Consider the following 22,428-nt stretch of genomic DNA (forward strand, 5'->3'; position numbering starts at 1 on the left):
GAGGTGGGACAAATGAAACATGTAACCGAGCCAGCCTACGTTCGCTGGAGCCTGATCGCAGTCGCTTTTCTGTTTTTGGGCCTGTTTCTCATTTTGCCGCTGATCGCCGTGTTCACTGAGGCGTTCAAGCAAGGGGCGGGTGTTTTTCTGGCTGCGATTGCCGAGCCGGAAACGCTGTCTGCGGTCAAATTGACCTTGCTCGTAGCGGCGATTAGCGTACCGCTGAACGTCACGTTTGGGATTGCCGCCGCTTGGGCGATTGCCAAGTTTTCGTTTCGCGGCAAAAATGTGTTGCTTACGCTGATTGATCTGCCTTTCGCCGTGTCGCCAGTCATCGCCGGGCTGATTTTCGTCCTGTTGTTCGGCAGTCAGGGGGTTGCTGCGCCATGGCTGGCTGCGTTTGATCTGAAAATCATTTTCGCGGTGCCCGGGATCGTGCTTGCGACGACTTTTGTGACGTTTCCGTTCGTGGCCCGCGAGCTGATTCCGGTGATGGAAGCGCAGGGCAAAGACGAGGAGGAAGCGGCTGTATCGCTGGGAGCGAGCGGCTGGAAAACGTTTTGGCGCGTCACGCTGCCAAACGTCAAATGGGGGATTTTGTACGGTGTGATCCTCTGCAACGCCAGGGCGATGGGGGAGTTTGGCGCGGTATCGGTCGTCTCCGGCCATATTCGCGGCATGACCAATACGCTGCCGTTGCACGTGGAGATTTTGTACAACGAGTACCAGTTCGCCGCTGCGTTTGCCGTCGCAACGCTGCTCGCTGTGCTGGCGCTGGTCACGCTGGTGCTAAAAAGCTTGATCGAATGGAAAACCGAGCGGAAGTCCAAGGCGGAAGAGGATTATTACTTTGACGCGTCAGGGGAGAAAGCAGGATGAGCATAGAAGTTGTCAACATTACCAAGTCGTATAAAAATTTTACCGCGCTGGAAAATGTCAATCTGCACATACCCGAAGGGGAGCTGGTTGCGCTTCTGGGGCCTTCCGGTTCAGGCAAAACGACCTTGCTCCGGCTGATTGCCGGGCTGGAACAGGCGCAGCAAGGAAGCATCCTGTTCAACGGCGAGGACAATACGAACCGCGATGTCCGCGAGCGCAAAGTCGGCTTCGTCTTTCAGCATTACGCCTTGTTTCGGCACATGAACATTTTTGACAACATCGCGTTCGGGTTGACGGTTCGTTCACGCAAAACCAGACCGAGCAAGGAAGAAATTCGCGAAAAAGTGCATTCATTGCTCAGGCTCGTGCAATTGGAAGGGCTGGCGCACCGCTATCCGTCGCAGCTGTCCGGGGGGCAGCGTCAGCGCGTGGCGTTGGCAAGAGCGCTTGCGGTCGAGCCGAAGTTTTTGCTGCTGGATGAACCGTTTGGCGCCTTGGATACAAAAGTCAGACAGGAGTTGCGGCGTTGGTTGCGGCACTTGCATGGAAAGCTCGGCTTGACGATTTTGTTCGTCACCCACGACCAGGAAGAGGCGATGGAGCTGGCTGATCGCGTCGTCGTCATGAACGAAGGGCGCGTCGAGCAGGTCGGTTCTCCCGAAGAAATTTATCTCAAGCCAGCCAACCCGTTTGTGTACAGCTTCCTGGGGCGCGTCAATCTGTTTCGCGGACGCATTCAAAACGGGCGGATCAAACTGGGCGAGGCGGAGTTCACAGCAGAGCAAGGTGTCAGCGAAGGCCCGGCGATCGGCTACATGCGTCCGCATGATGCGGAAGTGTCGCTGCATCCGCCACAATCAGCTGCCGCTACGGCTGTTCAGGCGCATATCGAGCGGATTACGCTGCTCGGCCCGCTCGTGCGTCTGGAGTTGAGACGCCTCGATACGAAAGAAGTGTTTGAAGCGGAGATGGGCCGGCAGCGCTTCCTCGAACTTCTCGTGGAAGAAGGCGACGTCGTGTATGTCACGCTGAACAATTTGTCCATCTACGTGGAATCCGAACTGCAATCTGTACCGACACCTGCCTTGACTCCCGTTCACGTCACCGTTTGATTTCGCGCTTCGCACTCCGCCATTCGTCATGGCAAAAACCAGTCTGCCGTTTACTCATCAGCAGACTGGTTTTTGTGTGAGGAAACGAACCTCAACGAATTTTACTCGCCGCGCTGCTTGGAGCGGGTTTCTTCTTTGCCTACAGTAGTGGAAGATCTGGTTTGCGAAGGATTTTCCTTGTTTCCCATCTCATTTTTCACACCGTTTTTCTTGGACATAACCCCAACCTCCCTCGCTCGAGATACAGAGACATCACATAATGTGCCCGAGCGCCCTGATTTTTATTTATCAGGGATTTTCTGGTAAAATAGACAAGGTGGAGGAGGGGAGATTGTCACGTATTTGTCGGCCGACGCCGGAGAAGCGCGCGGCGTTTTCGCCCGATATTTTTTGCAAAATGCAGCTATCTCTGATAAGATAAGTGTTTGAACGATTCAAAAAAGGCAGGTATTGCGACGATGATAAGCACTCAGAACGTGACGCTGCGCTACGGCAAACGCGCACTGTTTGAAGATGTATCGATTAAGTTTACCCCTGGTAACTGCTACGGCCTCATCGGTGCGAACGGTGCCGGGAAGTCTACGTTTGTCAAAATCCTCTCCGGAGAGATCGAGCCGACAAGCGGACACGTTTCGGTGACACCAGGCGAGCGTATCGCTGTGTTGAAACAGAACCACTTCGAGTTTGACGAGTATGAAGTTTTGAAAACGGTCATCATGGGCCACAAGCGCCTCTATGAGATCATGGAAGAAAAGACTGCGCTCTACATGAAAGAAGACTTCTCCGAAGCGGACGGCAACCGTGCCTCCCAACTGGAAGGGGAATTTGAAGAGCTGAACGGCTGGATGGCGGAAGCAGATGCAGCGAGCCTTTTGATCGGTTTGGGCATCCCGACAGACCTGCACGACAAGCTGATGAAAGACCTGTCCGGTACGGAAAAAGTACGGGTATTGCTCGCGCAAGCGCTGTTTGGCAACCCGCACATCCTGCTCCTGGACGAGCCGACGAACCACTTGGATATCGAGTCGATTCGCTGGCTGGAAAACTTCCTCGCCGATTATGAGAACACCGTCATTGTCGTATCCCATGACCGTCACTTCCTGAACAAAGTGTGCACGCACATTGCGGATATCGACTTCGGCAAGATTCAAATGTACGTGGGGAACTACGACTTCTGGTACGAGTCCAGCCAATTGGCGCTGAAGATGGTTCGCGATCAGAACAAGAAAAAAGAAGAGAAGATGAAGGAACTCCAGGAGTTTATCGCGCGTTTCTCCGCCAACGCTTCCAAGTCGAAGCAAGCGACCTCGCGGAAAAAGCTGTTGGAAAAAATTACACTGGAAGACATTCGTCCGTCCAGCCGTAAATATCCGTTCATCAACTTCAAGCCGGAGCGCGAAGCAGGCAAAAATTTGCTTGCCATCGAAGGCTTGAGCAAGACAGTCGAAGGCGAGAAGCTGTTTGAAAACTTGCACCTTGTCATCAACAAGGGAGACAAAGTAGCGTTTGTCGGACCAAACGAGCTGGCAAAAACGACTTTCTTCCAAATTTTGATGGGCGAAGTACAGGCAGACAGCGGTTCTTTCGAATGGGGCGTAACGACTTCGCAAGCGTACTTCCCGAAAGACAACGCTGAATACTTCAACTCCGAGCTGAGTCTCGTGGATTGGCTCCGTCAATACTCGAAAGAGCAGGATGAAACGTTCATCCGCGGCTTCCTCGGCCGCATGCTGTTCTCCGGCGACGAAGCGCTGAAAAAAGCAAACGTGCTGTCCGGAGGCGAAAAAGTTCGCTGCATGCTGTCCAAAATGATGCTGGCGAGCGCAAACGTCCTGATCATGGATGAGCCGACGAACCACTTGGACTTGGAATCCATCACAGCCTTGAACAACGGCTTGATCGATTTCGACGGAACCTTGCTGTTCGTTTCCCATGACCACCAGTTCGTACAAACGATCGCCAACCGCATCATCGAGTTCACTCCGAAAGGCGTTATCGACAAGATGATGACGTATGACGAGTACCTCGAAAGCGACGAGATCAAGCGTCTTCGCGACGAACACTACGCGTAAAACCTGCTTGTTTCCATAAAAAATCCCGTGTCAAAGGCAGTAGTCAGATGCCAGACACGGGATTTTTTGCGTGGGTCAGTTCGGGGGTGCTGCTTCTTCGACGAACTCGATTTTGTTCAAAAAAGCTTCCTTGCTCGAAAAAATGACGCGTTCCTTGCGCGGCAACGTAAAGAAAACAACGATGTACTGATCATCTATGTATTCGACGATTCCTCGCTTTTTGGGCCGTTCCTTCGTCTTAACCGGCTTGTTCAGCCACTCATCCATCTACATTCCCCCTAAGTCGCTCTGTTGCCATTATACCAGCTTAGCCTTTGGCAAAACCAATCGATTGCACTGTCATGGCGATGCGCAGCAACAGCAAGTCATGGCCGTGATCCGGGTTTAAGCCCGTCAGTTCGCGAATGAGCGCCAGCCGATATTTGATCGTATTTTTATGCACGTACAGCCGTGACGCCGCTTCTGCGTGATTGCCGTCCACTTGCAAAAAGATGTGAAGCGTATCCAGCAGTTGCCCGTTTTTTTCGCGATCGTATTCGTTGATTTTGTCCAAGTATTCCTGAGCGAGCAAGCGTGCCTCTCTGTCCGGCTGCTCGGCAAACAGGATGCGCTCCAGCCCGAGGTCGTGAAAAGCGACGATGGTGGTATTCGCTGCTGCCTTGGCATCAAGCCCGCGCATCGCCGCACGAAAGCTGATTTGCGCCTCGCGATAGCTGGCAGCAATGCCCGTGTGTCCGGCGTGAAACCGCCCCAGGCCGACAAACACGCGCTGTTGCCACGAAAAAGCGAGCAAAGCAGCGAGAACTTGTTTGGTGCTGGTCAGGCAAGCAGTGGAATCACTAGAGCCACTGGCTGTCGGGATCAGCAGCACGATGCGGTTTTGCTGATCGAGTCCCAGCAAAATGGCGTCATCAAGGGCGGACAGGGAAGGAGTCAGAGCCAAAAGCAAGTCGCGGTTGTCGTTCCAGTTCTCGATCCCTGTCCGCTCCAGAGGGGAGACGCCGAGAACAGCGACCGTGTAGTGATCGGCGAGCTTCCAGCCTACCTCATCCGCTTTGCGCGTGAGCACGTCTCGCGCGTGCATCTGATCGCTTAGCAACAGCTGCAAAAAGTCATTGCGAAACCGCTGGTACGTCTCGTTTACGGAACGCTGCCGCTCGATTTCCAGCGACAACAGGGCGGCGCTTTGCTCGATCGCGACTTTTTCCCAGGCGTATAAATCTCGTTCGATGATTCCGGTGCAGATCGCGCCTTGTACGTTCCGCTCCTGAAGCAGCCAGCGCACGTGACGGCCATCTGCCCTTTTGACGAGCGGATTTTTCAGCATGGAAGGCGAAGCGGCTTGTCCGAGCGGGATGTCGTGCCCCTCGTCGGTTGCAAAGCCAAAGCCGCCAGGGGGAGCGTCAGGCGAAGCGGCCCACTTCCATCTCAGGCTCGGCACTTCGATGCTGATCGGCGTTTGCAGCAAGTCTGCGAGCAGTGCCGCGAGCTTGGACACCGGATCATTGGCAGTCAGATGCAGGTGAAACCGCTCGTAGATCGCATGTGTGCGATTCAGCTCAAGGCGCTGTTTGTCGTTGATGTACTGCGTGACAGGCACGATGACGTCCGACCACGCTTTATCCATCGGAAAGGACAAAATCGGCATTTGCCTTTTCGCGGCGTGGGCGAGGACGGCAGCAGGCACGCTCGCCATGTAGCGGCCGAGTTTGATCGCCAGACCAGGCGTTCCGATGGCAGCCAACTCGTCGATCAATTGAATCAAGGTAGCTTCACACGTATTTTGGCGGATCAGAAAAGGAAAGCCTGTCGTCAGCACAAATTCGCCTGCGCGCAGCCATCTGTGTCCATCCGGCGAGTCAAACGAGGTAACCCCAAGCAGTTCTTTGTCGAGAAAGTCTTCCCCGGCAAGCACGGATGCTTTCGTAAAGCCTCCAACTTCGATCAGTTCACGGACTGTTATCACGCCATTTCCCTCCGTCTTTCAATGCTTTTGGCTCAATAAACAAAAGAACGCGCTGTTTTCTGGTCAGCAGGACAAAGGAGAAAATTGAATTTTTCGATAATAATAGAGTACATGTCCAAAGCGCGCGCAGGCAATGGGACAAATCGAGTAAACAGGGGGATCTGCATGAAAGCAAGAGATTGGCTTGGAGTCGTGCCGTTTATCGGCATGCTTGGCGGAGTGCCGTTTGTGAACCGGGTGGAGCCTTATGTGCTGGGCATGCCTTTTGTCTTGTTCTGGATTGTCCTGTGGGTTGTACTGACTTCTGTCATTATGGCGGTCATCCATCAACTCGATCCGGCTACAAAAGAGGAGGAGAGTTCATCATGAACATTGCTCTGCTGATCATTTTTGCCTTCCTGCTGCTGTCGTTCTACTCCGGGATTCGCGCACGCCAAGGCAAAGACATGAACATGGAGCAATGGACAGTAGGCGGCAGAGGGTTTGGCTCGATCTTTATTTTCCTGCTGGTCGCCGGGGAGATTTACACGACGTTCACCTTCCTCGGAGGGAGCGGCTGGGCTTACTCCAAAGGAGCGCCGTCTTACTACGTCCTGTCCTACATTTCGCTTGCCTACGTCATCTCCTACTGGCTGTTGCCCCCGATCTGGCGCTATGCCAAAGAGCACAAGCTCGTTTCCCAATCCGATTTTTTCGTGAGCAAGTACAACAGCCCGATGCTGGGGATTCTCGTCGCCGCCGTTGGCGTGATCGCGATCATTCCTTACCTCGTGCTGCAATTCAAAGGGCTGGGCATCATCGTTTCCGAAGCCTCGTACGGCACGATCTCGCCAGCAGCCGCTGTCTGGCTCGGAGTCATTGCCGTTACCATCTACGTCATGCTCTCCGGCATCCACGGCTCGGCCTGGACGGCGGCGATCAAAGACATCATGATTTTTTTCGTGGTCATTTTTCTCGGGATTTATTTGCCGTATCACTATTACGGTGGCATCCAGCCGATGTTTGCAGCCGTGCATGCGGCTAATCCGGGCTTTTTGACCTTCCCGACAGAAGGGCTTAGCACCTCCTGGTATATTTCTACCGTACTCATCACGGTTTTTGGTTTTTACATGTGGCCGCACACGTTCGGTTCCGTGTTTTCCGCCAAAAACGAAAACGTGTTCCGCAAAAATACGATCATGCTTCCGCTGTACACCTTGATGCTGCTGTTTGTGTTCTTCGTCGGCTTTACGGCGATTTTGCAAGTGCCCGGCTTGAAAGGGGCAGATGGGGATTTATCGCTTTTGCGTTTGTCGCTGAAGACGTTTGACCCGTGGATCGTCGGCATCATCGGCGCGGCTGGGCTGCTGACGGCTCTCGTTCCAGGCTCGATGCTGCTGATGACGGGAGCGACCCTTTTGGCGAAAAACGTCTACAAAGTCATGGCGCCAGCCACCTCGGATGTCCAGATCGCCAAAGTCGCCAAGCTGCTCGTTCCGGTTTTGTCGCTCATCTCGCTGTACTTTACGCTCAGCGGCGGAGACACGCTCGTCACCTTGCTGTTGATGGGCTACAGTCTGGTGACCCAGTTGTTTCCCGCTTTGCTGTTCAGCTTGGGCAAACAGCCGCTCGTCAATAAATACGGGGCGTTTGCCGGAATTGCAGCCGGAGTGTTGACGGTCGCCTATACGACGGTCTCGCAGGCGACGCTCGCGACGCTGTTTCCGCACTGGCCTTCCGTCATCCAGGATCTGAACATCGGGGTCGTGGCGCTGCTGGTGAACATCGTCGTGATGTTCGGCGTGACGCTTATCACCAAACCGCTGTTCGTCAACGGACAGCAGGCGGCCAATACGGAAGGAACGCCTACGTTCAAATAAAGCAAAAGGCCCAAACACGGCTGACGACAAAAAGGAGGAAATGAAATGGCAGAAACGGTGTTTCTCAATGGACATGTAGTGACAGTGGATGCAAACAATCGGATCGCAGAGGCGGTAGCTGTCAGAGAGAACCGCATTGTCGCGGTCGGAACGACGGAGGAGATCAAGCGCTGGATCACCCCGCAGACAAACGTGATCGATCTGCAAGGCAAAAGCCTTTTGCCAGGCTTTATTGACGCGCATTTGCACATGACGATTTACGGCACGAACAAATTGGGGGTGGACTGCAAGGCGCGCGGCATTCGCTCGATTGACGAACTGCTCGCCGCACTCAAAGAGCAGGCGCAAAAAACCCCGGCGGGCGAGTGGGTGCGAGCGTGCGGATTCGATGAAAACGGGATGGCAGAGCAGCGCTATCCCACTTTGGCCGAGCTGGACGACGTCTCGACCGATCATCCGATTTTTGTCATGCGCACTTGCGCCCATCACAGCGTGGTCAACAGCAGGGCACTGGCGCTTGCCGGCTACGATCGGCACACGCCTGACCCGCAGGGCGGACGGATTGACCGCGATGAGCGTGGGAACCTGACAGGCTTTTTGGTCGAGACGGCACACATGAAAATGTTCGAGCAGGCTGCCTTTTCCGAAGCGGAATACAGGGAAGGGCTGCGGCTGGCTTCGGAAGACTTTGTGGCGGCAGGAATCACCAGCATACACGACGCGGGCGGGTATGGCCCTGAAAACTTCCGGGCGATGCAAAAGGCGGTGCTCGCCGGAGACGTCAAGGTGCGCATCTACGCCATCGTCTGCTCGTTGAACCAGTCGGAGGAATTTGTGCGGCGGATGATCGACGCGGGAATGGTGACGGGTACTGGCGATGAGCGCTTTCGCATCGGCCCGGCGAAAATTTTCACAGATGGAGCGAGCATTGCGCCGACGATGGCGATGCGCGAGCCGTTCACCAGTCGCCCCGACGATTGCGGAATCCTCTACTATGAGCAGGACGAGTTGAATACGATTTTGGGAGAGGCCCATGCAAAAGGGTTCCAGATTACTGCCCATGCACAGGGAGATCGTGCGATTGACATGCTGCTCACTTGCTTCGAAGCCGCTCTCGCTGCCCATCCGCGCGAAAATCACCGCCACCGGATCGAGCATGCAGGCGTCTCTTCTCCTGACTTGCTTGCGCGGATGGCGAAACTCGGTGTCGTGCCGATCCCGAACCCGGCGTTTATTTACGACCATGGCGATTCGTACGTGCGAAATATCGGGGAGCGGGTTCGCCACATGTTCCCGGCCAAGGATCAGTTTGCGTGCGGAATCGTGGCCGCAGGCGCTTCGGACAGCCCTGTTACCGATTTTAACCCGCTGATCGGGATTCATGCGGCGGTCAACCGCCAGAGCAAATCGGGCCAATCGGTGGGAGCCAACCAGCGAGTGAGTGTGCCGGAAGCGATCCGCATGTTCACCTGGAACGGGGCGTACGCCAGCTTTGAGGAAGGGCAAAAAGGCAGCATCGAACCTGGCAAGCTGGCTGATCTCGTCGTGCTCAGCGGCAATATTCTCGCCACTCCGCATGACCGGATCAAGGAACTGAAGGTCGAACAGACGATGATCGACGGCAAGCTGGTTTACCAAAGACAAGACGAGGAGGTTATCCAGTCATGAATGAAAAAGCGAGGACGCTTGCGATCAACGCAGAACGATTGCGCAAACGGATCGAGGCGCTGGCCCAAATCGGCAAAATCGGCGAGACGGGCGTATGTCGGCTGGCTTTGTCCACAGAGGATCGGGCAGGGGTGGACTTGGTGCGCTCGTGGATGGAGGAAGCGGGACTTGCTGCCAGGGTGGATCATTTTGGCAACCTGATCGGGCGAATGGCGGGGAAAAGCCCGGAAGCGCCTGTGCTGATGATCGGCTCGCACATCGACTCCCAACCGTACGGCGGCAGATTCGACGGCGTGATCGGCGTGTTGGGCGCTCTGGAAGCCGTGCAGACGATGCGCGAACAAGGGATCGTGCCGCAGCAACCGATCGAAGTGGTCGCGTTTTGCGACGAGGAAGGCTGTCGGTTTCAAAAAGGCTTGTTCGGATCAAAAGGAATTTTGGGACAATGGGCTGAGGAAGATTTGGCGCGAGCCGACAAAGATGGCGTGACACGCAGGGAAGCGCTCGTCGCCTTTGGCTGCGACCCGGATCGGTTGGCCGAATCTGTCTATCCGGAAGGCAGCATCGGGGCTTACCTGGAGCTGCATATCGAGCAAGGCCCTGTGCTCGATGGCGCAGACGAGCCGATCGGCATTGTCTCCGGGATCTCCGGCCCGCTCTGGTGGACGGTGGAGCTGACGGGCTTTGCCGGACATGCCGGATCGGTGCCCATGCCGATGCGAAAAGACGCCTTGGTCGGCGCAGCGAAGGTCATTCTCGCGGTCAATGAGCTGGCGAAGCTCGACCCTGCGGCGCCTACTGTCGGCACGGTAGGGCATTTGCAGGTGTTTCCTGATTCGCGCAACATCATCCCGGAGCGCGTGCGTTTTTCCGTCGATTTGCGCGACATCGACCTGGCCCGGCGCGACGATCGGGAAAAGGCGCTGCGCGAGGCGATCGCGACGGCAGCAGAAGAAGGCGGCCTGCAATACACGATTACCGAAGATACGAACAGCGACCCTCGCTACTGTGCGGACTGGATCAAGGCGATCATGCACGAAGAGAGCCGCGCACTCGGCCTAGAGCCGCGGGAATTGATGAGCGGCCCGTTTCACGACGCCCTGGCGTTATCGTACGTATGCGACTACGGGATGATTTTTGTCCGCTGCAAAGACGGAATCAGCCATAACCCGCAAGAGTTTTCCACCTACGAGGATATCGCGCTCGGGACAGAGCTGCTGTACCAAACGGCGCTGCGCATGAGCGCGAGCAGCTAGACGGACACCGCGCCGCGGCCGCACAAAAAATCGCCTGCCGATCCACTGGCAGGCGACTTTTCGTGAAGCGAAACCTTTGCGGCGCATGGAAAGGAAGACTTTGCCGATCGTTTTTGATATATTTTAAGGATAAGAAAACAGGAAGGAAGAATGCAATGAAAATGCGCGTTTCCGCTGTGCAGTACCACTTGCACACGATACATAGTTTTGCAGATTTTGCGAATCAGGTCGAGCACTACGTTCGCAACGCCGATGAGTACGAAACCGAGTTTCTGCTGTTTCCCGAGCTGTTCACCACCCAGCTGATGTCCATTGGCGATGAGCAGGGACGCGCTTTGCCGATTACCGCGCTGCCTTCGTTCACCGAGCGGTACGTCCAGCTGTTTTCTTCCTTGGCGGCCAAGTACAACATGCACCTGATCGGGGGCACGCACATCATCGAGGAGAATGGCAAGCTGTACAACACGGCTTTTCTGTTCTACCCGGATGGCCGAGTCGGCCAGCAAAAGAAAATCCACATCACCCCGTGGGAGGTCAAAGGCTGGAACATGGGCGCGGGCGACTCCCTGCAAATTTTTGAAACCGACAAAGGTAAAGTCGCGATGATCATTTGCTACGACATCGAGTTCCCAGAGTGGGTGCGGATTGCCAAAGCGCGCGGAGCGGATGTCATTTTCTGTCCGTCCTGCACAGACGACCGCCACGCCTTCCATCGCGTGCGCTACACCAGCCACGCGCGCACGATCGAAAATCAGGTGTACGTCGTGCTGACAGGCACAATCGGTTCGCTGCCGACTGTCGACTTTATGCGCGCCAATTTTGGCCAGGCAGCGATCCTGACGCCAAACGATGTGCCGTTCCCGCCGCGCGGAGTGCTTGCCGAAGGGGAGATCAACCACGACATGCTCGTGACTGCCGACCTCGACCTGTCGCTTTTGTATGAAGTGCGGGAAAAAGGCTCCGTGACGACCTGGCGTGACCGCCGGACAGACTTGTACACCGATTGGAACTAGCATCAGCGCACGTAAGGAGGATGGCAATGTACCGCAAAGAGCTGTATGTGTTTGAAGGTGACAAGCCGCGCAAGGCTGTGATCCGCAACTACAACCGCTCCGACTTTTTCGAGCTGATCCAGATTCAGGCGGAGAGCTTCCCGCCGCCGTTTCCATCCGAGCTGTGGTGGAACCAGGAGCAGCTCACCAACCATATCACGCTGTTTCCCGAGGGCGCGATTTGCGTTGAGGTAGACGGAGTGCTGGCCGGATCAATGACGGCGCTGCTCGTGTCGTTCGATCCGGCGCACCCCGAGCACAAATGGGCGGACGTGACGGACGACGGCTATATCAGGAGCCACAATCCTGGCGGCGACACCTTGTACATCGTGGACATATGCATTCGGCCAAGCCACCGCAAGCTCGGACTGGGACAGCTGATGATGCAGGCGATGTATGAGCTGGTTGTGCAAAAAGGCTTGACGCGCTTGCTCGGCGGCGGAAGAATGCCGGGCTACGGACGCTATGCGAACCAATGGACGCCAGAGCAATACGTGGAGCATGTGGTTTCGGGCGAAGTGAAAGACCCCGTCATCACGTTTCTGATGCGCTGCGGGCGCGTGCCTGTGCAGATCGTGGCCGATTATTTGGAAGACGAGGAATCCCGCAACTACGCCGTGCTGATGGAATGGAAAAATCCGTTTCTGGCACGATAAGCCAAAAAAGAATCATTTTTTCAGGAGGACGAAACCGATGGAATTTGTACGCATTCAACATATCGACAACCCGCTGTTCGCCAACATGCACCGCTTGATGCAGGACGTTTTCCCGCCGGAGGAAGTGCTTGACTACGATCTGTGGAAAGAACCGCTCGAAGACCCGTCCATCCGCGTGTTTGTGGCCGTTCATGAAGGAGAAGTGGTAGGCGCTACCGAATACCGTTATTACCCGGACATGAACGTCGCCATGACCGACTTCACTATCATTGGCCGCGAAGGACTGGGAGTGGGCCGCTTCCTGGCGAGAGAGCGCCAAAAAGACTTGCTCGCGCTCGCTGCGGAAAACGGCAAAGAACTGTACGGCATGTTTGCGGAAATTTACGACCCGTACCGCGTGGAAGAGCACAGCTTCGGCGGCATCAAGCCGATGGACCCGTTCGTTCGCCGCGAAGTGCTGTCCCATCTCGGCTACAAGCGCACCAATTTCCATTACGTCCATCCATCCTGGCAAAACGACGGGGAGGCAGTCGCAGGACTGGACCTTGGCTTCATGCCGACCAATGAAGAGCAAAACACGCTGGAAGCTGATTTGATCGTCACTTTCCTCAAGCGCTACTACGCCGTCCTCCCGCAAAAGCCGCAAGCTTGGCTGGACATGGTCGCAGAGCTTGAAAGCAAAGACAGCGTGGAGCTTTTGCCGATCTAAACGAAACGATCTGACAGCAAGAACCGACACTCCTGTGGGGCTATTCATCGTGGCTTCACGGGAGTTTTTCTTCTACCGCCCCCAACATTGTCCATAGAGGAGGGAAGAGAGTGAATGCGCCAAACCTCGCATCCATTCTTCTCTACATAGCCGTCCTGCTCCATCTGTTGCTCATGAGCGGCTGGGTCAGCGCGAAAATGTCTCAGCCCATCCAGCTTGCGATGCTCGCTTTGATGCTGCTCGCCCTGTTCGTCTTGCGGAAAAAGAAGCGAAAAACGAAGCGCCGGCCCAGACGGCCGCCAGCAGAAGTGGCTGCTCTCGTGGACCGTGCCGAGGAAGGAGAGCCAGGCCAATGATTAGCGACATTCACATTCAAGCCATCCTCGATGCTTCTCATGACGGGATCATCGCAGTCGACCACGACTATACGATCATCTGGGTCAACCAGAACGCGACAGAAATACTCGGGTTGCCGTCCCATGTCGTCGGCGAAAAAATAACCCGTTACATCCCGAACTCGGACATGTTGCGCATTTTGGCGACCGGAAAAAAGGAAATCGGTGACATTGCTACCGTGCTGAATCGGCAAATTATTATCAATCGGCTGCCGATTGTCGTGAACGGAGAGATTGTCGGAGCTGTCTCGACCTTTAAAGAGATTACGGACATTCAAAAAATGGAGATGCGCATTCGCAAGCAAAGCATGGAAAGCGGCTTGGAAGCCAAATTCCGCCTGGAAGATATCGTCGGGCATTCCAAAGCGATGCAAGAGGCGAAAGAATGGGCCGAAACGTTTGCCAGAACGGATGCGACTGTGCTGATTCAAGGGGAGTCCGGGACAGGCAAGGAGTTGTTCGCCCAAGGCATTCATCTGAGCAGTCAGCGAGCGACAGGGCCGTTTATCGCGGTGAACTGTGCCGCGCTTCCGGGCAATCTGCTGGAGAGCGAGCTGTTCGGTTACGAAGAAGGGGCTTTTACCGGAGCGCGAAAAGGCGGGAAACCCGGCCTGTTTGAGCTGGCCCACGGAGGCACGCTGTTTCTCGACGAGATCGGGGAAATGTCCATCACGATTCAGGCATTGCTGTTGCGCGTCCTTCAGGAAAAAAAGGTGCGCCGGGTCAGCGGCGAGCGAATCGTGCCTGTCGATGTGCGCATCATTGCCGCAACGAATCGGAATCTGGAGCAGATGATGGAAGAAAAGCTGTTTCGCTCCGACCTGTACTATCGGCTGAACGTGCTGACGTTGGAGCTGCCGCCTTTGCGCGAACGCACGGAGGACATCCCGCTTTTGATGGAGGCCATCATGGAGGAAATCGCACAGCGAGGAGACAGGCGGCTGCAAGGCGTCGATGAAGCGGTGTACCATTTTCTCGGGCAATACGACTGGCCGGGGAATGTGCGCGAGCTGCGCAATGTCGTGGAACGGATGGTGCTGTTGTGCAAAAGCGACTACTTGCGGCTGGAAGACACGCAGTTTCTGTCCAAAAAACTCGCCCGCAAACAAGCGCTCAGACAGCAGCAGGATGATGAGGAAGAGATGATTCGCAAGGTTCTGGAAGCGACAAAAGGAAACAAGCGAGAAGCAGCGAAGATGTTGGGAATGGATCGCACGACGCTGTGGAGAAAGATGAAGAAGTATGAGGAATGGAACTAATGTTGCAAACGCAACGGAAATGATGCTGGATGCAACAGGTGAGTCAACAAAATTTGTGTAATTTACAGAAAATTTGAAACATAAAGACTTGGCACGGGAGTTGCTTACTTTCAAGGCATAGCATACATACGCACACCCGTGGAAAGGGAGGGAAGCACATGTCTATGGAGCCTATCATACGTGTTGAAAACGTCTCGTTCGCCTACCAGGTGAGTCAGGACCAGCAAATCCCGGTGCTGCAAAACATCTCTCTCGAAGTGTACCCCGGTGAGTATTTGGCGATCATCGGGCACAATGGGTCTGGAAAATCGACGTTGTCCAAACACCTCAACGGCATTTTGATGCCAAAAGAGGGCGATGTCCTGGTCAATGGTATTAACACGAAGGAAAAAGCGCGGATTCACGAAGTGCGCAGCCGCGTAGGAATGGTGTTCCAGCATCCTGACAATCAAATTGTGGCGACGATTGTGGAGGATGATGTCGCATTTGGCTTGGAGAACATCGGGGTAGGCTTGGAGGAGATGAAGGAGCGAGTCGATTTCGCCCTGGAAGCGGTCGGGATGAGCGCTTTTCGCCATCGTCCGCCGCATCATCTGTCCGGCGGGCAAAAGCAGCGGATCGCCATTGCCGGCATTCTCGCGATGAAGCCGCAATGCCTCGTTCTCGATGAAGCGACGAGCATGCTCGATAGCTACGGCCGACAGGACATCCTGGCAGTCGTTCGCAAGCTGCACGGGGAAGGGATGACGATTGTGACCGTCACACACCACATGTCAGAGGTGGCGGAGGCGGACAGGGTCGTTGTGATGGAGGGCGGCCAAATCGTGCTGGAAGGAACGCCGCGAGAAGTGTTCGCGCATCAGGACAGGCTGCGCGAGCTTCATCTGGACGTTCCGGACGCAAGCCGGATCGCCGCACTGGTTCATGCGGAGCTGCCAGCGTTTGCCCCCGATCTGATCCACAATACGGAAGTCGTGGCGGAGGTCGACCGCCTGTACGTCAGACAGGCGGAGGCGAGCGGGTCATGACACAGCCGATTGTAGACGTGCAAAAGCTGTCCCATGTGTACATGCAAGGAACCCCGCTATCGCATGTGGCGCTGAATGAAGTCAGCCTGCAAGTGCAAGCGGGCGAGTGCCTGGCGATCATCGGTCATACAGGCTCCGGCAAATCGACGCTGATCCAGCATTTCAACGGCTTGATTCGGCCGCAATCAGGGAAAGTCATCGTGAACGGCATGGATGTTTCCCAGCCGAAAATCGACATTCGTTCCTTGCGCAGACAAGTCGGCCTCGTTTTTCAAAACCCGGAAGACCAGCTGTTCGAAAAGCTGGTCGGAGACGATGTGGCCTACGGTCCGTTTAAAATGGGACTTCCGCTGGAAGAAGTGAAAAACCGCGTGAAATGGGCGATGGACCTCGTTGGCCTGAACTTCCAGGAAATGAAGGATCGGCCGACTTACGCACTGAGCGGCGGTCAAAAGCGCAAGGTCGCACTGGCAGGCGTTTTGTCTTTGCAGCCAAAAGTGCTGGTGCTTGACGAGCCTACCGCTGGTCTCGATCCCCGTTCCCGCCTGGAACTGCTCGGGCGAATCAGACGCTTGAATCGCGAAGAAGGACTGACGGTAATTTTTGTTTCCCACAACATGGAAGAGGTATCGCAGCTCGCGGACCGCGTCTACGTGATGGCAAATGGCAAGGCGGTCTGCGAAGGAACGCCGCGGCAAATTTTCGGAAACCAGGAGCTGCTGCGCGAGCATCATATCGGCACGCCGGAATCGGTCGATATTTTGTACCGTCTGCGCGAACGCGGCTACGACATCAATCCGGGAGCGTTTTTGCCGGAAGAAACCGCCTGCGAAATTTTGAAGCTGATCCAACGCTAGGGAGGGGAGTCCATGTCTGCGGAATTTGAATTGACGCGCAATATTACCATCGGCCAGTATTTGCCGACTGCTTCTGTCGTGCATCGCCTCGACCCCCGGTTCAAGCTTGGCGCTTTTGCCATCCTGATCGTAGCGATTGCCATCTGCAACACATACGTCGGCAACCTGTTTGCGCTGGCGGTGTGCCTGTGGCTGTTCCAGGTATCGAAAATCCCGCTGCACTACGGCATTTCCGGCATCAAGCCAGCGATTCCGTTCATCATTATTTTGGCCATCATGCAATTGCTTTTTTACGGCGAGATCGCCAATGGCGGCACAGTCTACTTCCAGTACGGCATTATCTCGATCTCCAGCGAAAGCATCCGGCTCGTCATCGTCTCGGCGATGCGTTTTGTGGAAGTGATTTTCCTCTCCAGCGTGCTGACGCTGAGCACCTCGACGACCGAGCTGACACACGGGATGGAGCGGCTTTTGGGGCCGTTGGAAAAAGTCAAGTTTCCCGTCCATGCGTTTGCCTTGATCATTACGATCGCGATTCGCTTCGTCCCGACGTTTGCGATGGAAATGGAAAAAATGATGAAAGCGCAGGCTTCGCGCGGCGCAGACTTCGGCACAGGCGAGTGGTGGCGGATCGTGCAGCGCACCAAAGACATGTTCCCGATCATCATTCCGCTATTCAATGTCGCGCTGTCCCGCGCCGAGGATCTGATTTTGGCGATGGAAGCAAGGTGCTATATGCCAGGTGCATCCCGGACGCGTTATACGCAGTACAAGGCCAAAGGCATCGACTATGCGGCGTTGGTTGCAAGCGTAGTCATTTCCGTCGTCATGCTGGGAATACCGTGGTAGTATTCGGGAGTTCTCCCTACAGAGGGTTCCATATCAATCGCAGGTAAAAGGAGGAGTACGCATGGAAAAAGGATTGACCGTACGCAAGATCGTCATTGCCGGGGTTCTCGGAGCGATTGCGATTTTGCTCGGGGTGACGCGCCTCGGCTACATTCCTGTTCCTACGGCGGCAGGCAATGCCACCATCATGCACATCCCGGCAGTCATTGGCGGCATCATGGAGGGCTGGGGCGTTGGAATGATCATTGGTCTCATTTTTGGAGTTTCTTCCTTCCTGAACGCCACTGTTCCGCTCTTTAAAGATCCGCTGGTAGCGATCCTCCCGCGCTTGTTTATCGGGGTGACGGCGTATTTGACCTACGTCGGGTTGAAAAATGTCAACCAGTACCTCGCCATTGGCGCAGCCGGATTCATCGGAGCGTTGACGAACACCGTCCTGGTGCTCGGGCTGGCCGTAATTCGCGGCTACATGCCATTCGGGGTAGCGGCGACGGTTGCCGTTACGAACGGTTTGCCGGAAGCGGTCGTTTCCGTGATCGTCACCTTGGCGGTCGTGGCAGCGTGGAAAAAGCTTGGAAGCTCCGGGAGACAAAAATCAAAAATTTCAGGAGATTTTTAGCCAATGACAGGAACGATTGTCGACGTGCCAGGCGTCAAAGTCGGGCACGCCCAAAACGAAGAAGCATTGACAGGCTGCAGCGTCATTTTGCTCGACAAGCCGTCTGTCTGCGGCGTGGATGTCCGGGGTTCTGCCCCGGGCACCCGCGAGACGGATTTGCTTGACCCGCTCAATCTCGTGAGCGTCGTGCATGCCATCTGCCTTTCCGGAGGCAGCGCGTACGGCCTCGACGCCGCCACAGGGGTTATGCAGTATCTAGAGGAAAAAGGCGTCGGTCTGGATGTTGGCTACGGGGTCGTGCCCATCGTGCCTGCTGCGGTTTTGTTCGATCTTGCTGTCGGGGATTATCGGGTGCGGCCGGATCGCCACATGGGCTATCAGGCGGCAGCGGCGGCGACTTCGGAAGCGGTCAGCGAAGGAAATGTCGGCGCGGGTACAGGCGCTTCGGTGGGCAAGCTGAACGGGTTTGCCAACGCGATGAAAAGCGGTCTGGGCAGTGCTTCGCTCACTTTGCCAAACGGTCTGGTCATCGGTGCGCTCGTCGCAGTCAATGCGGTCGGGCATGTGATGGAGCCAAAGACGGGCGAGATTCTCGCAGGCCCTTTGGATGAGCACCGCGAGATTCGCGACAGCGTGGACATGATGCTCCAACACGCTTTTTCCCCGATTCCCCCGGGCACGAACACGACGATTGCCGTCGTCGCCAGCAATGCGAAGCTAACCAAGGCCGAGGCGCAAAAAGTCGCGCAAATGGCGCACGACGGGCTTGCTCGCACCATTCGGCCGATCCATACGATGTACGATGGCGACACGATTTTTTCCGTCGCGACAGGAGAGATGGAAGCTGCGGTAGATGTAGTGGGAGCCTTGTCGGCAGATGTGCTGGCTGCGGCTGTCGTGAACGCGGTCAAGGCGGCGAAAGAAGCGGGCGGTCTTCCGGCCTACAGCAGCTTTCACAACTGACGAAAACAGAAAACAGCCTATTGATCACGCATAGGGACGCAGGGGAGGAGACGGTCTGATGAATCAGGTAATATCCTTTGTAGACGAGCAAGAGGTTGTGCGCTTGACGCAGGAGCTGGTGCGGATTCCGAGCGTGTTTCGCCCGGAGCAGGCGGGGGCAAACGAGGAGCGGGTCGCTTTGTTTGTGGCCGATTACCTGCGCAAGATGGGGCTGCAAGTCTTTTACGAAGAAGTCGTTCCAGGACGTCCGAATGTCATCGCTTTTTACGACTCGGGCAGACCGGGGAAAACGTTGCTGTTCGAAGCACACACAGACGTCGTGACAGAGGGCGATCGCGATGCCTGGAGCTACGATCCGTTCGGTGCGGCTATTTCCGGCGGGCGGATTTACGGACGGGGCGCGTGCGATACAAAAGGAAACCTCGCCGCCGCGATTTGCGCGGTCAAGGCCATTCAACGTTCCAAGGAAGCGTTTGCGGGCAAAATTTTGTTGTGCATCCCGTGCGATGAAGAAGGCATGATGATCGGGATCAAGGACTTTATCAAAAGGGGTTGGGCAAAAGGCGTCGATGCCGCCATCATCTGCGAGCCGGAAGAAAACCAGCTGTGCATCACCCAAAAAGGAGCGATGCGGGCGATCTTGCGTACATATGGCAAAATGGCGCACGGCGCGATGCCGCTGACAGGGATCAATCCCAATACGCGGATGGCCCGCGCTATCGTGGCCCTGGAAGAGCTGGAGCGCCGGGAGATGGCGAGACTGGGCGAGCACCCGATGCTTGGCTGGCCGAGCATTACGCCAACGATTGTTCAGGCGCCGGTCAAAGGCGATGCGCAAATCAACGTCGTGCCCGATCAGTGCATGACGACCCTGGATATTCGGACTGTTCCCGGACAAGAGCATGAGCGGCTCCACGAAGAGATGCAAGCGATTTTGCAAGCATTGGCCAGAGAGGACGACAAATTCAAGGCGACACTGGAAGTCATCGAGGAGCGTCCGTGGACGTTGACCGCGATGGAAGCGGAAGTCGTCACGTCCGTTGCCAGCGCCTACCGCGAGATCACCGGAAAGGCACCGATTTACAACGGAGTGCCGGGAGCGACGGACGGAACTTTTTTGCACAAGGCCGGAATCCCGATCTTGACGACCGGAGCGGGCGATCGCCACATTCCGCATCATGCCGATGAGTACGTGGACATTGATGAGTTGGTGGAATCGACTCAGCTGTTTGCCTTGTCTGCCTTGACCTTCTTGACACAGCCTGTCCGTGCGTGAGAAAAAGCTGACTTTGCCAAAGCGTGTGGCAAAGTCTTTTTCGCGTTGCAATTTGATAAAAACTTGCTTAATCTATCCAAATTTTTTTACAATAGAGACTGATACATACGCAAGAGGAGGCCGGGCCTATGAATATGCGCTGGAATTTGGATGTGTTGTACACATCGTTTGATTCGCCGGAGTGCAAGCAAGACTGGGAGAAACTTTGCCGGGAGATGGACGAGGTAAAAAGCTGGGCGCAAGCGAGCCTGCAAACGGCAGATGACGCTGTGCAAAAGATGGAGACATACATTGCGCAGATGACTTCGATTTTGCAGACGCAATATCGCTTGTACGCTTATGGCGAACTGACCGCGAGCGTTGACGCCAAAAATGAAAAAGCGCTGCAATTCATCGAGAAAATCCAGGATCAGTCTGTTGAACTGGTGGAGCCGGGCGTCCTGTTCCAGAAATGGCTCGGCCAACTGGACAATCTGAGCGAGCTGATCAGCCAGTCCGACCTGCTGGAAACCCATCGCTACATGCTGACGGAACTGTCCGAGAAGAGCAAGTACATGCTCAGCGAAAAAGAAGAAATCATTTTGGCCAAAATGAAAAACACAGGTTCCAATGCCTGGACGAAGCTGCAAGAAATGCTGACGTCGACGCTTTTGGTCGACATTACCATCGACGGAGAGGCGAAGCAATTGCCGTTGCCTGTCGTTCGCAACATGGCGCATGAAAAAGATGCCGCTCTGCGCAAAACGGCTTACGAGGCTGAACTGGCAGCCTACAAGAAGATCGAGGAATCGTCTGCGGCGAGCCTGAATGGGATCAAGGGCGAAGTCATTACGGTAGCGAAGCTGCGCGGCTATGAATCGCCTCTGGAAAAAACGCTGCTCGACTCGCGCATGGACAAGGCGACACTCGACGCGATGCTGACCGCGATGAAGGAAAGCTTGCCAGCTTTTACAAAATACTTCCAGGCCAAAGCGAAGCTGCTCGGCCATGAGAACGGTCTGCCGTTCTACGATTTGTTCGCTCCGGTTGGCGAAGCGGACATGCGCTTTACGTATCAGGAAGCGCGTGATTTCATCGTGAAGCACTTTGGTAGCTTTAGCGAAAAACTGGCGAATTATGCTGCCCGCGCGTTCGACAACCAGTGGATTGACGCTGAGACTCGCGAAGGCAAGCGCGGCGGAGCATTTTGCTACAACTTGCACATGGTAGGGGAAAGCCGGATCATGGCAAACTACACGGGCAGCTACAACGACGTGAGCACATTGGCGCACGAGCTGGGCCACGGCTATCACGGAGAATGTCTGGTGCAGGAAGCGTTTTACAACAGCGACTACCCGATGCCGATCGCGGAAACCGCGTCGATTTTGTGCGAGACGATCATCGCCAAAGCGGCGTTGGCTCAGGCAACCCCGGAAGAAGCCTTTTCGATTTTGGAAAATGACATCTCCGGTGCAAGCCAGGTCATCGTCGATATTTACAGCCGTTACTTGTTTGAAAGCGCGGTGTTTGCCCGCCGTTCCGAAGGCTCCCTGTCGGTTGGCGAGTTGAAGGAACTGATGCTGCAAGCGCAAAAAGACGCATATGGAGCAGGGCTGGATTCTTCCGTGCTGCATCCGTACATGTGGGTGTGCAAACCGCACTACTACAGCGCCGATTTCAACTTCTACAACTTCCCGTACGCATTTGGCCTGCTGTTTGCCAAAGGGCTGTACGCCGAGTATGTGAAGCGCGGTGAAGCGTTTGTGCAGCAATATGACGAGCTGTTGTCCGTGACCGGAAAAATGAGCATCGCCGACGTCGCTGCGATTATGGACGTAGATGTTCGCTCCGTTGACTTCTGGCGCAACTCGCTCGCCCTGATTGCCAAAGATATCGATACGTTTGTAGAGCTGGCGGCTGCGCGCGCCTAGCCTGCAGGAAAAAGCCCGATCTGAGCATCGGGCTTTTTTTGTG

Annotated in this window: 21 protein-coding genes; 19 read left to right on the top strand and 2 right to left on the bottom strand. The window is 55.4% G+C overall.

The window, feature by feature from the left end:
* The first annotated feature begins 12 nt into the window (after positions 1-12).
* The 3 genes from cysW (at position 13) to HP435_RS13280 (ending at position 4,063) form a co-directional block, all read left to right on the top strand.
* Entirely contained in the window at positions 13-879 is an 867-nt protein-coding gene (gene cysW, locus HP435_RS13270) for a sulfate ABC transporter permease subunit CysW (protein ID WP_173595856.1), read from the top strand.
* Complete coding sequence (locus tag HP435_RS13275; RefSeq protein WP_122963481.1) at positions 876-1,991, top strand: sulfate/molybdate ABC transporter ATP-binding protein; 1,116 nt, start codon at positions 876-878, stop codon at positions 1,989-1,991. Before cysW ends, HP435_RS13275 begins: the two co-directional genes overlap by 4 nt.
* Before the next feature lie 458 nt (positions 1,992-2,449).
* Entirely contained in the window at positions 2,450-4,063 is a 1,614-nt protein-coding gene (locus HP435_RS13280; protein WP_122963480.1) for an ABC-F family ATP-binding cassette domain-containing protein, read from the top strand.
* A 75-nt stretch (positions 4,064-4,138) separates the two neighbouring features.
* Here HP435_RS13280 and HP435_RS13285 read toward each other — a convergent pair whose 3' ends face one another.
* Both HP435_RS13285 and HP435_RS13290 read right to left on the bottom strand, forming a co-directional pair.
* Positions 4,139-4,330, bottom strand: a complete 192-nt coding sequence (locus tag HP435_RS13285) for a hypothetical protein (RefSeq protein ID WP_063227034.1) — start codon at positions 4,328-4,330, stop codon at positions 4,139-4,141.
* 40 nt (positions 4,331-4,370) lie between these two features.
* Complete coding sequence (locus HP435_RS13290) at positions 4,371-6,029, bottom strand: PucR family transcriptional regulator (RefSeq protein ID WP_122963479.1); 1,659 nt, start codon at positions 6,027-6,029, stop codon at positions 4,371-4,373.
* A 165-nt stretch (positions 6,030-6,194) separates the two neighbouring features.
* Between HP435_RS13290 and HP435_RS13295 the strand changes: the two genes are divergently transcribed.
* From HP435_RS13295 to HP435_RS13370, 16 genes are all read left to right on the top strand, one after another.
* Positions 6,195-6,398: a DUF3311 domain-containing protein gene (locus HP435_RS13295; RefSeq protein WP_063227036.1), complete on the top strand. Its 204-nt coding sequence runs from the start codon at positions 6,195-6,197 to the stop codon at positions 6,396-6,398.
* Positions 6,395-7,888 (top strand): sodium:solute symporter family protein, encoded by a 1,494-nt coding sequence (locus HP435_RS13300; protein WP_173595857.1) that lies wholly within the window; start codon positions 6,395-6,397, stop codon positions 7,886-7,888. Before HP435_RS13295 ends, HP435_RS13300 begins: the two co-directional genes overlap by 4 nt.
* 45 nt (positions 7,889-7,933) lie before the next feature.
* Entirely contained in the window at positions 7,934-9,556 is a 1,623-nt protein-coding gene (locus HP435_RS13305; RefSeq protein WP_173598820.1) for an amidohydrolase, read from the top strand.
* Entirely contained in the window at positions 9,553-10,812 is a 1,260-nt protein-coding gene (locus HP435_RS13310) for a M20 family metallo-hydrolase (RefSeq protein ID WP_173595859.1), read from the top strand. The genes HP435_RS13305 and HP435_RS13310 overlap by 4 nt, the downstream gene beginning before the upstream one ends.
* A gap of 155 nt (positions 10,813-10,967) precedes the next feature.
* Positions 10,968-11,825, top strand: a complete 858-nt coding sequence (locus tag HP435_RS13315) for a carbon-nitrogen hydrolase family protein (protein WP_173595860.1) — start codon at positions 10,968-10,970, stop codon at positions 11,823-11,825.
* 26 nt (positions 11,826-11,851) lie between these two features.
* A complete protein-coding gene (locus tag HP435_RS13320; protein WP_173595861.1) occupies positions 11,852-12,520 on the top strand; it encodes a GNAT family N-acetyltransferase in 669 nt (222 codons plus the stop codon).
* Between the two features lie 37 nt (positions 12,521-12,557).
* The gene (locus tag HP435_RS13325; RefSeq protein ID WP_173595862.1) at positions 12,558-13,229 is read left to right on the top strand and encodes a GNAT family N-acetyltransferase; all 672 of its coding nucleotides are present in this window, start codon (positions 12,558-12,560) and stop codon (positions 13,227-13,229) included.
* 110 nt (positions 13,230-13,339) lie between these two features.
* Positions 13,340-13,585 carry an LPXTG cell wall anchor domain-containing protein gene (locus HP435_RS13330; protein WP_173595863.1) on the top strand — a complete coding sequence of 82 codons (246 nt, stop codon included), beginning with the start codon at positions 13,340-13,342 and terminating at the stop codon, positions 13,583-13,585.
* The gene (locus HP435_RS13335; RefSeq protein ID WP_122963471.1) at positions 13,582-14,883 is read left to right on the top strand and encodes a sigma-54 interaction domain-containing protein; all 1,302 of its coding nucleotides are present in this window, start codon (positions 13,582-13,584) and stop codon (positions 14,881-14,883) included. The genes HP435_RS13330 and HP435_RS13335 overlap by 4 nt, the downstream gene beginning before the upstream one ends.
* Before the next feature lie 158 nt (positions 14,884-15,041).
* Positions 15,042-15,911: an energy-coupling factor transporter ATPase gene (locus HP435_RS13340; RefSeq protein ID WP_173598821.1), complete on the top strand. Its 870-nt coding sequence runs from the start codon at positions 15,042-15,044 to the stop codon at positions 15,909-15,911.
* Positions 15,908-16,768 (top strand): energy-coupling factor transporter ATPase, encoded by an 861-nt coding sequence (locus HP435_RS13345; protein ID WP_122963469.1) that lies wholly within the window; start codon positions 15,908-15,910, stop codon positions 16,766-16,768. The genes HP435_RS13340 and HP435_RS13345 overlap by 4 nt, the downstream gene beginning before the upstream one ends.
* A 12-nt stretch (positions 16,769-16,780) precedes the next feature.
* The gene (locus HP435_RS13350; RefSeq protein WP_173595865.1) at positions 16,781-17,617 is read left to right on the top strand and encodes an energy-coupling factor transporter transmembrane component T family protein; all 837 of its coding nucleotides are present in this window, start codon (positions 16,781-16,783) and stop codon (positions 17,615-17,617) included.
* 61 nt (positions 17,618-17,678) lie between these two features.
* The gene (locus HP435_RS13355) at positions 17,679-18,236 is read left to right on the top strand and encodes an ECF transporter S component (protein ID WP_122963467.1); all 558 of its coding nucleotides are present in this window, start codon (positions 17,679-17,681) and stop codon (positions 18,234-18,236) included.
* Positions 18,237-18,239: 3 nt separating this feature from the next.
* The gene (locus tag HP435_RS13360; protein ID WP_173598822.1) at positions 18,240-19,199 is read left to right on the top strand and encodes a P1 family peptidase; all 960 of its coding nucleotides are present in this window, start codon (positions 18,240-18,242) and stop codon (positions 19,197-19,199) included.
* Between the two features lie 58 nt (positions 19,200-19,257).
* Positions 19,258-20,475, top strand: coding sequence for a M20 family metallopeptidase (locus HP435_RS13365; protein ID WP_122963465.1), 1,218 nt, complete (start codon positions 19,258-19,260; stop codon positions 20,473-20,475).
* Between the two features lie 128 nt (positions 20,476-20,603).
* Positions 20,604-22,385, top strand: coding sequence for a M3 family oligoendopeptidase (locus tag HP435_RS13370; protein WP_173598823.1), 1,782 nt, complete (start codon positions 20,604-20,606; stop codon positions 22,383-22,385).
* The last annotated feature ends 43 nt before the right edge of the window (positions 22,386-22,428 follow it).

Source organism: Brevibacillus sp. HD3.3A (genome assembly GCF_013284375.2).
Classification (GTDB): Bacteria; Bacillota; Bacilli; order Brevibacillales; family Brevibacillaceae; genus Brevibacillus; species Brevibacillus parabrevis.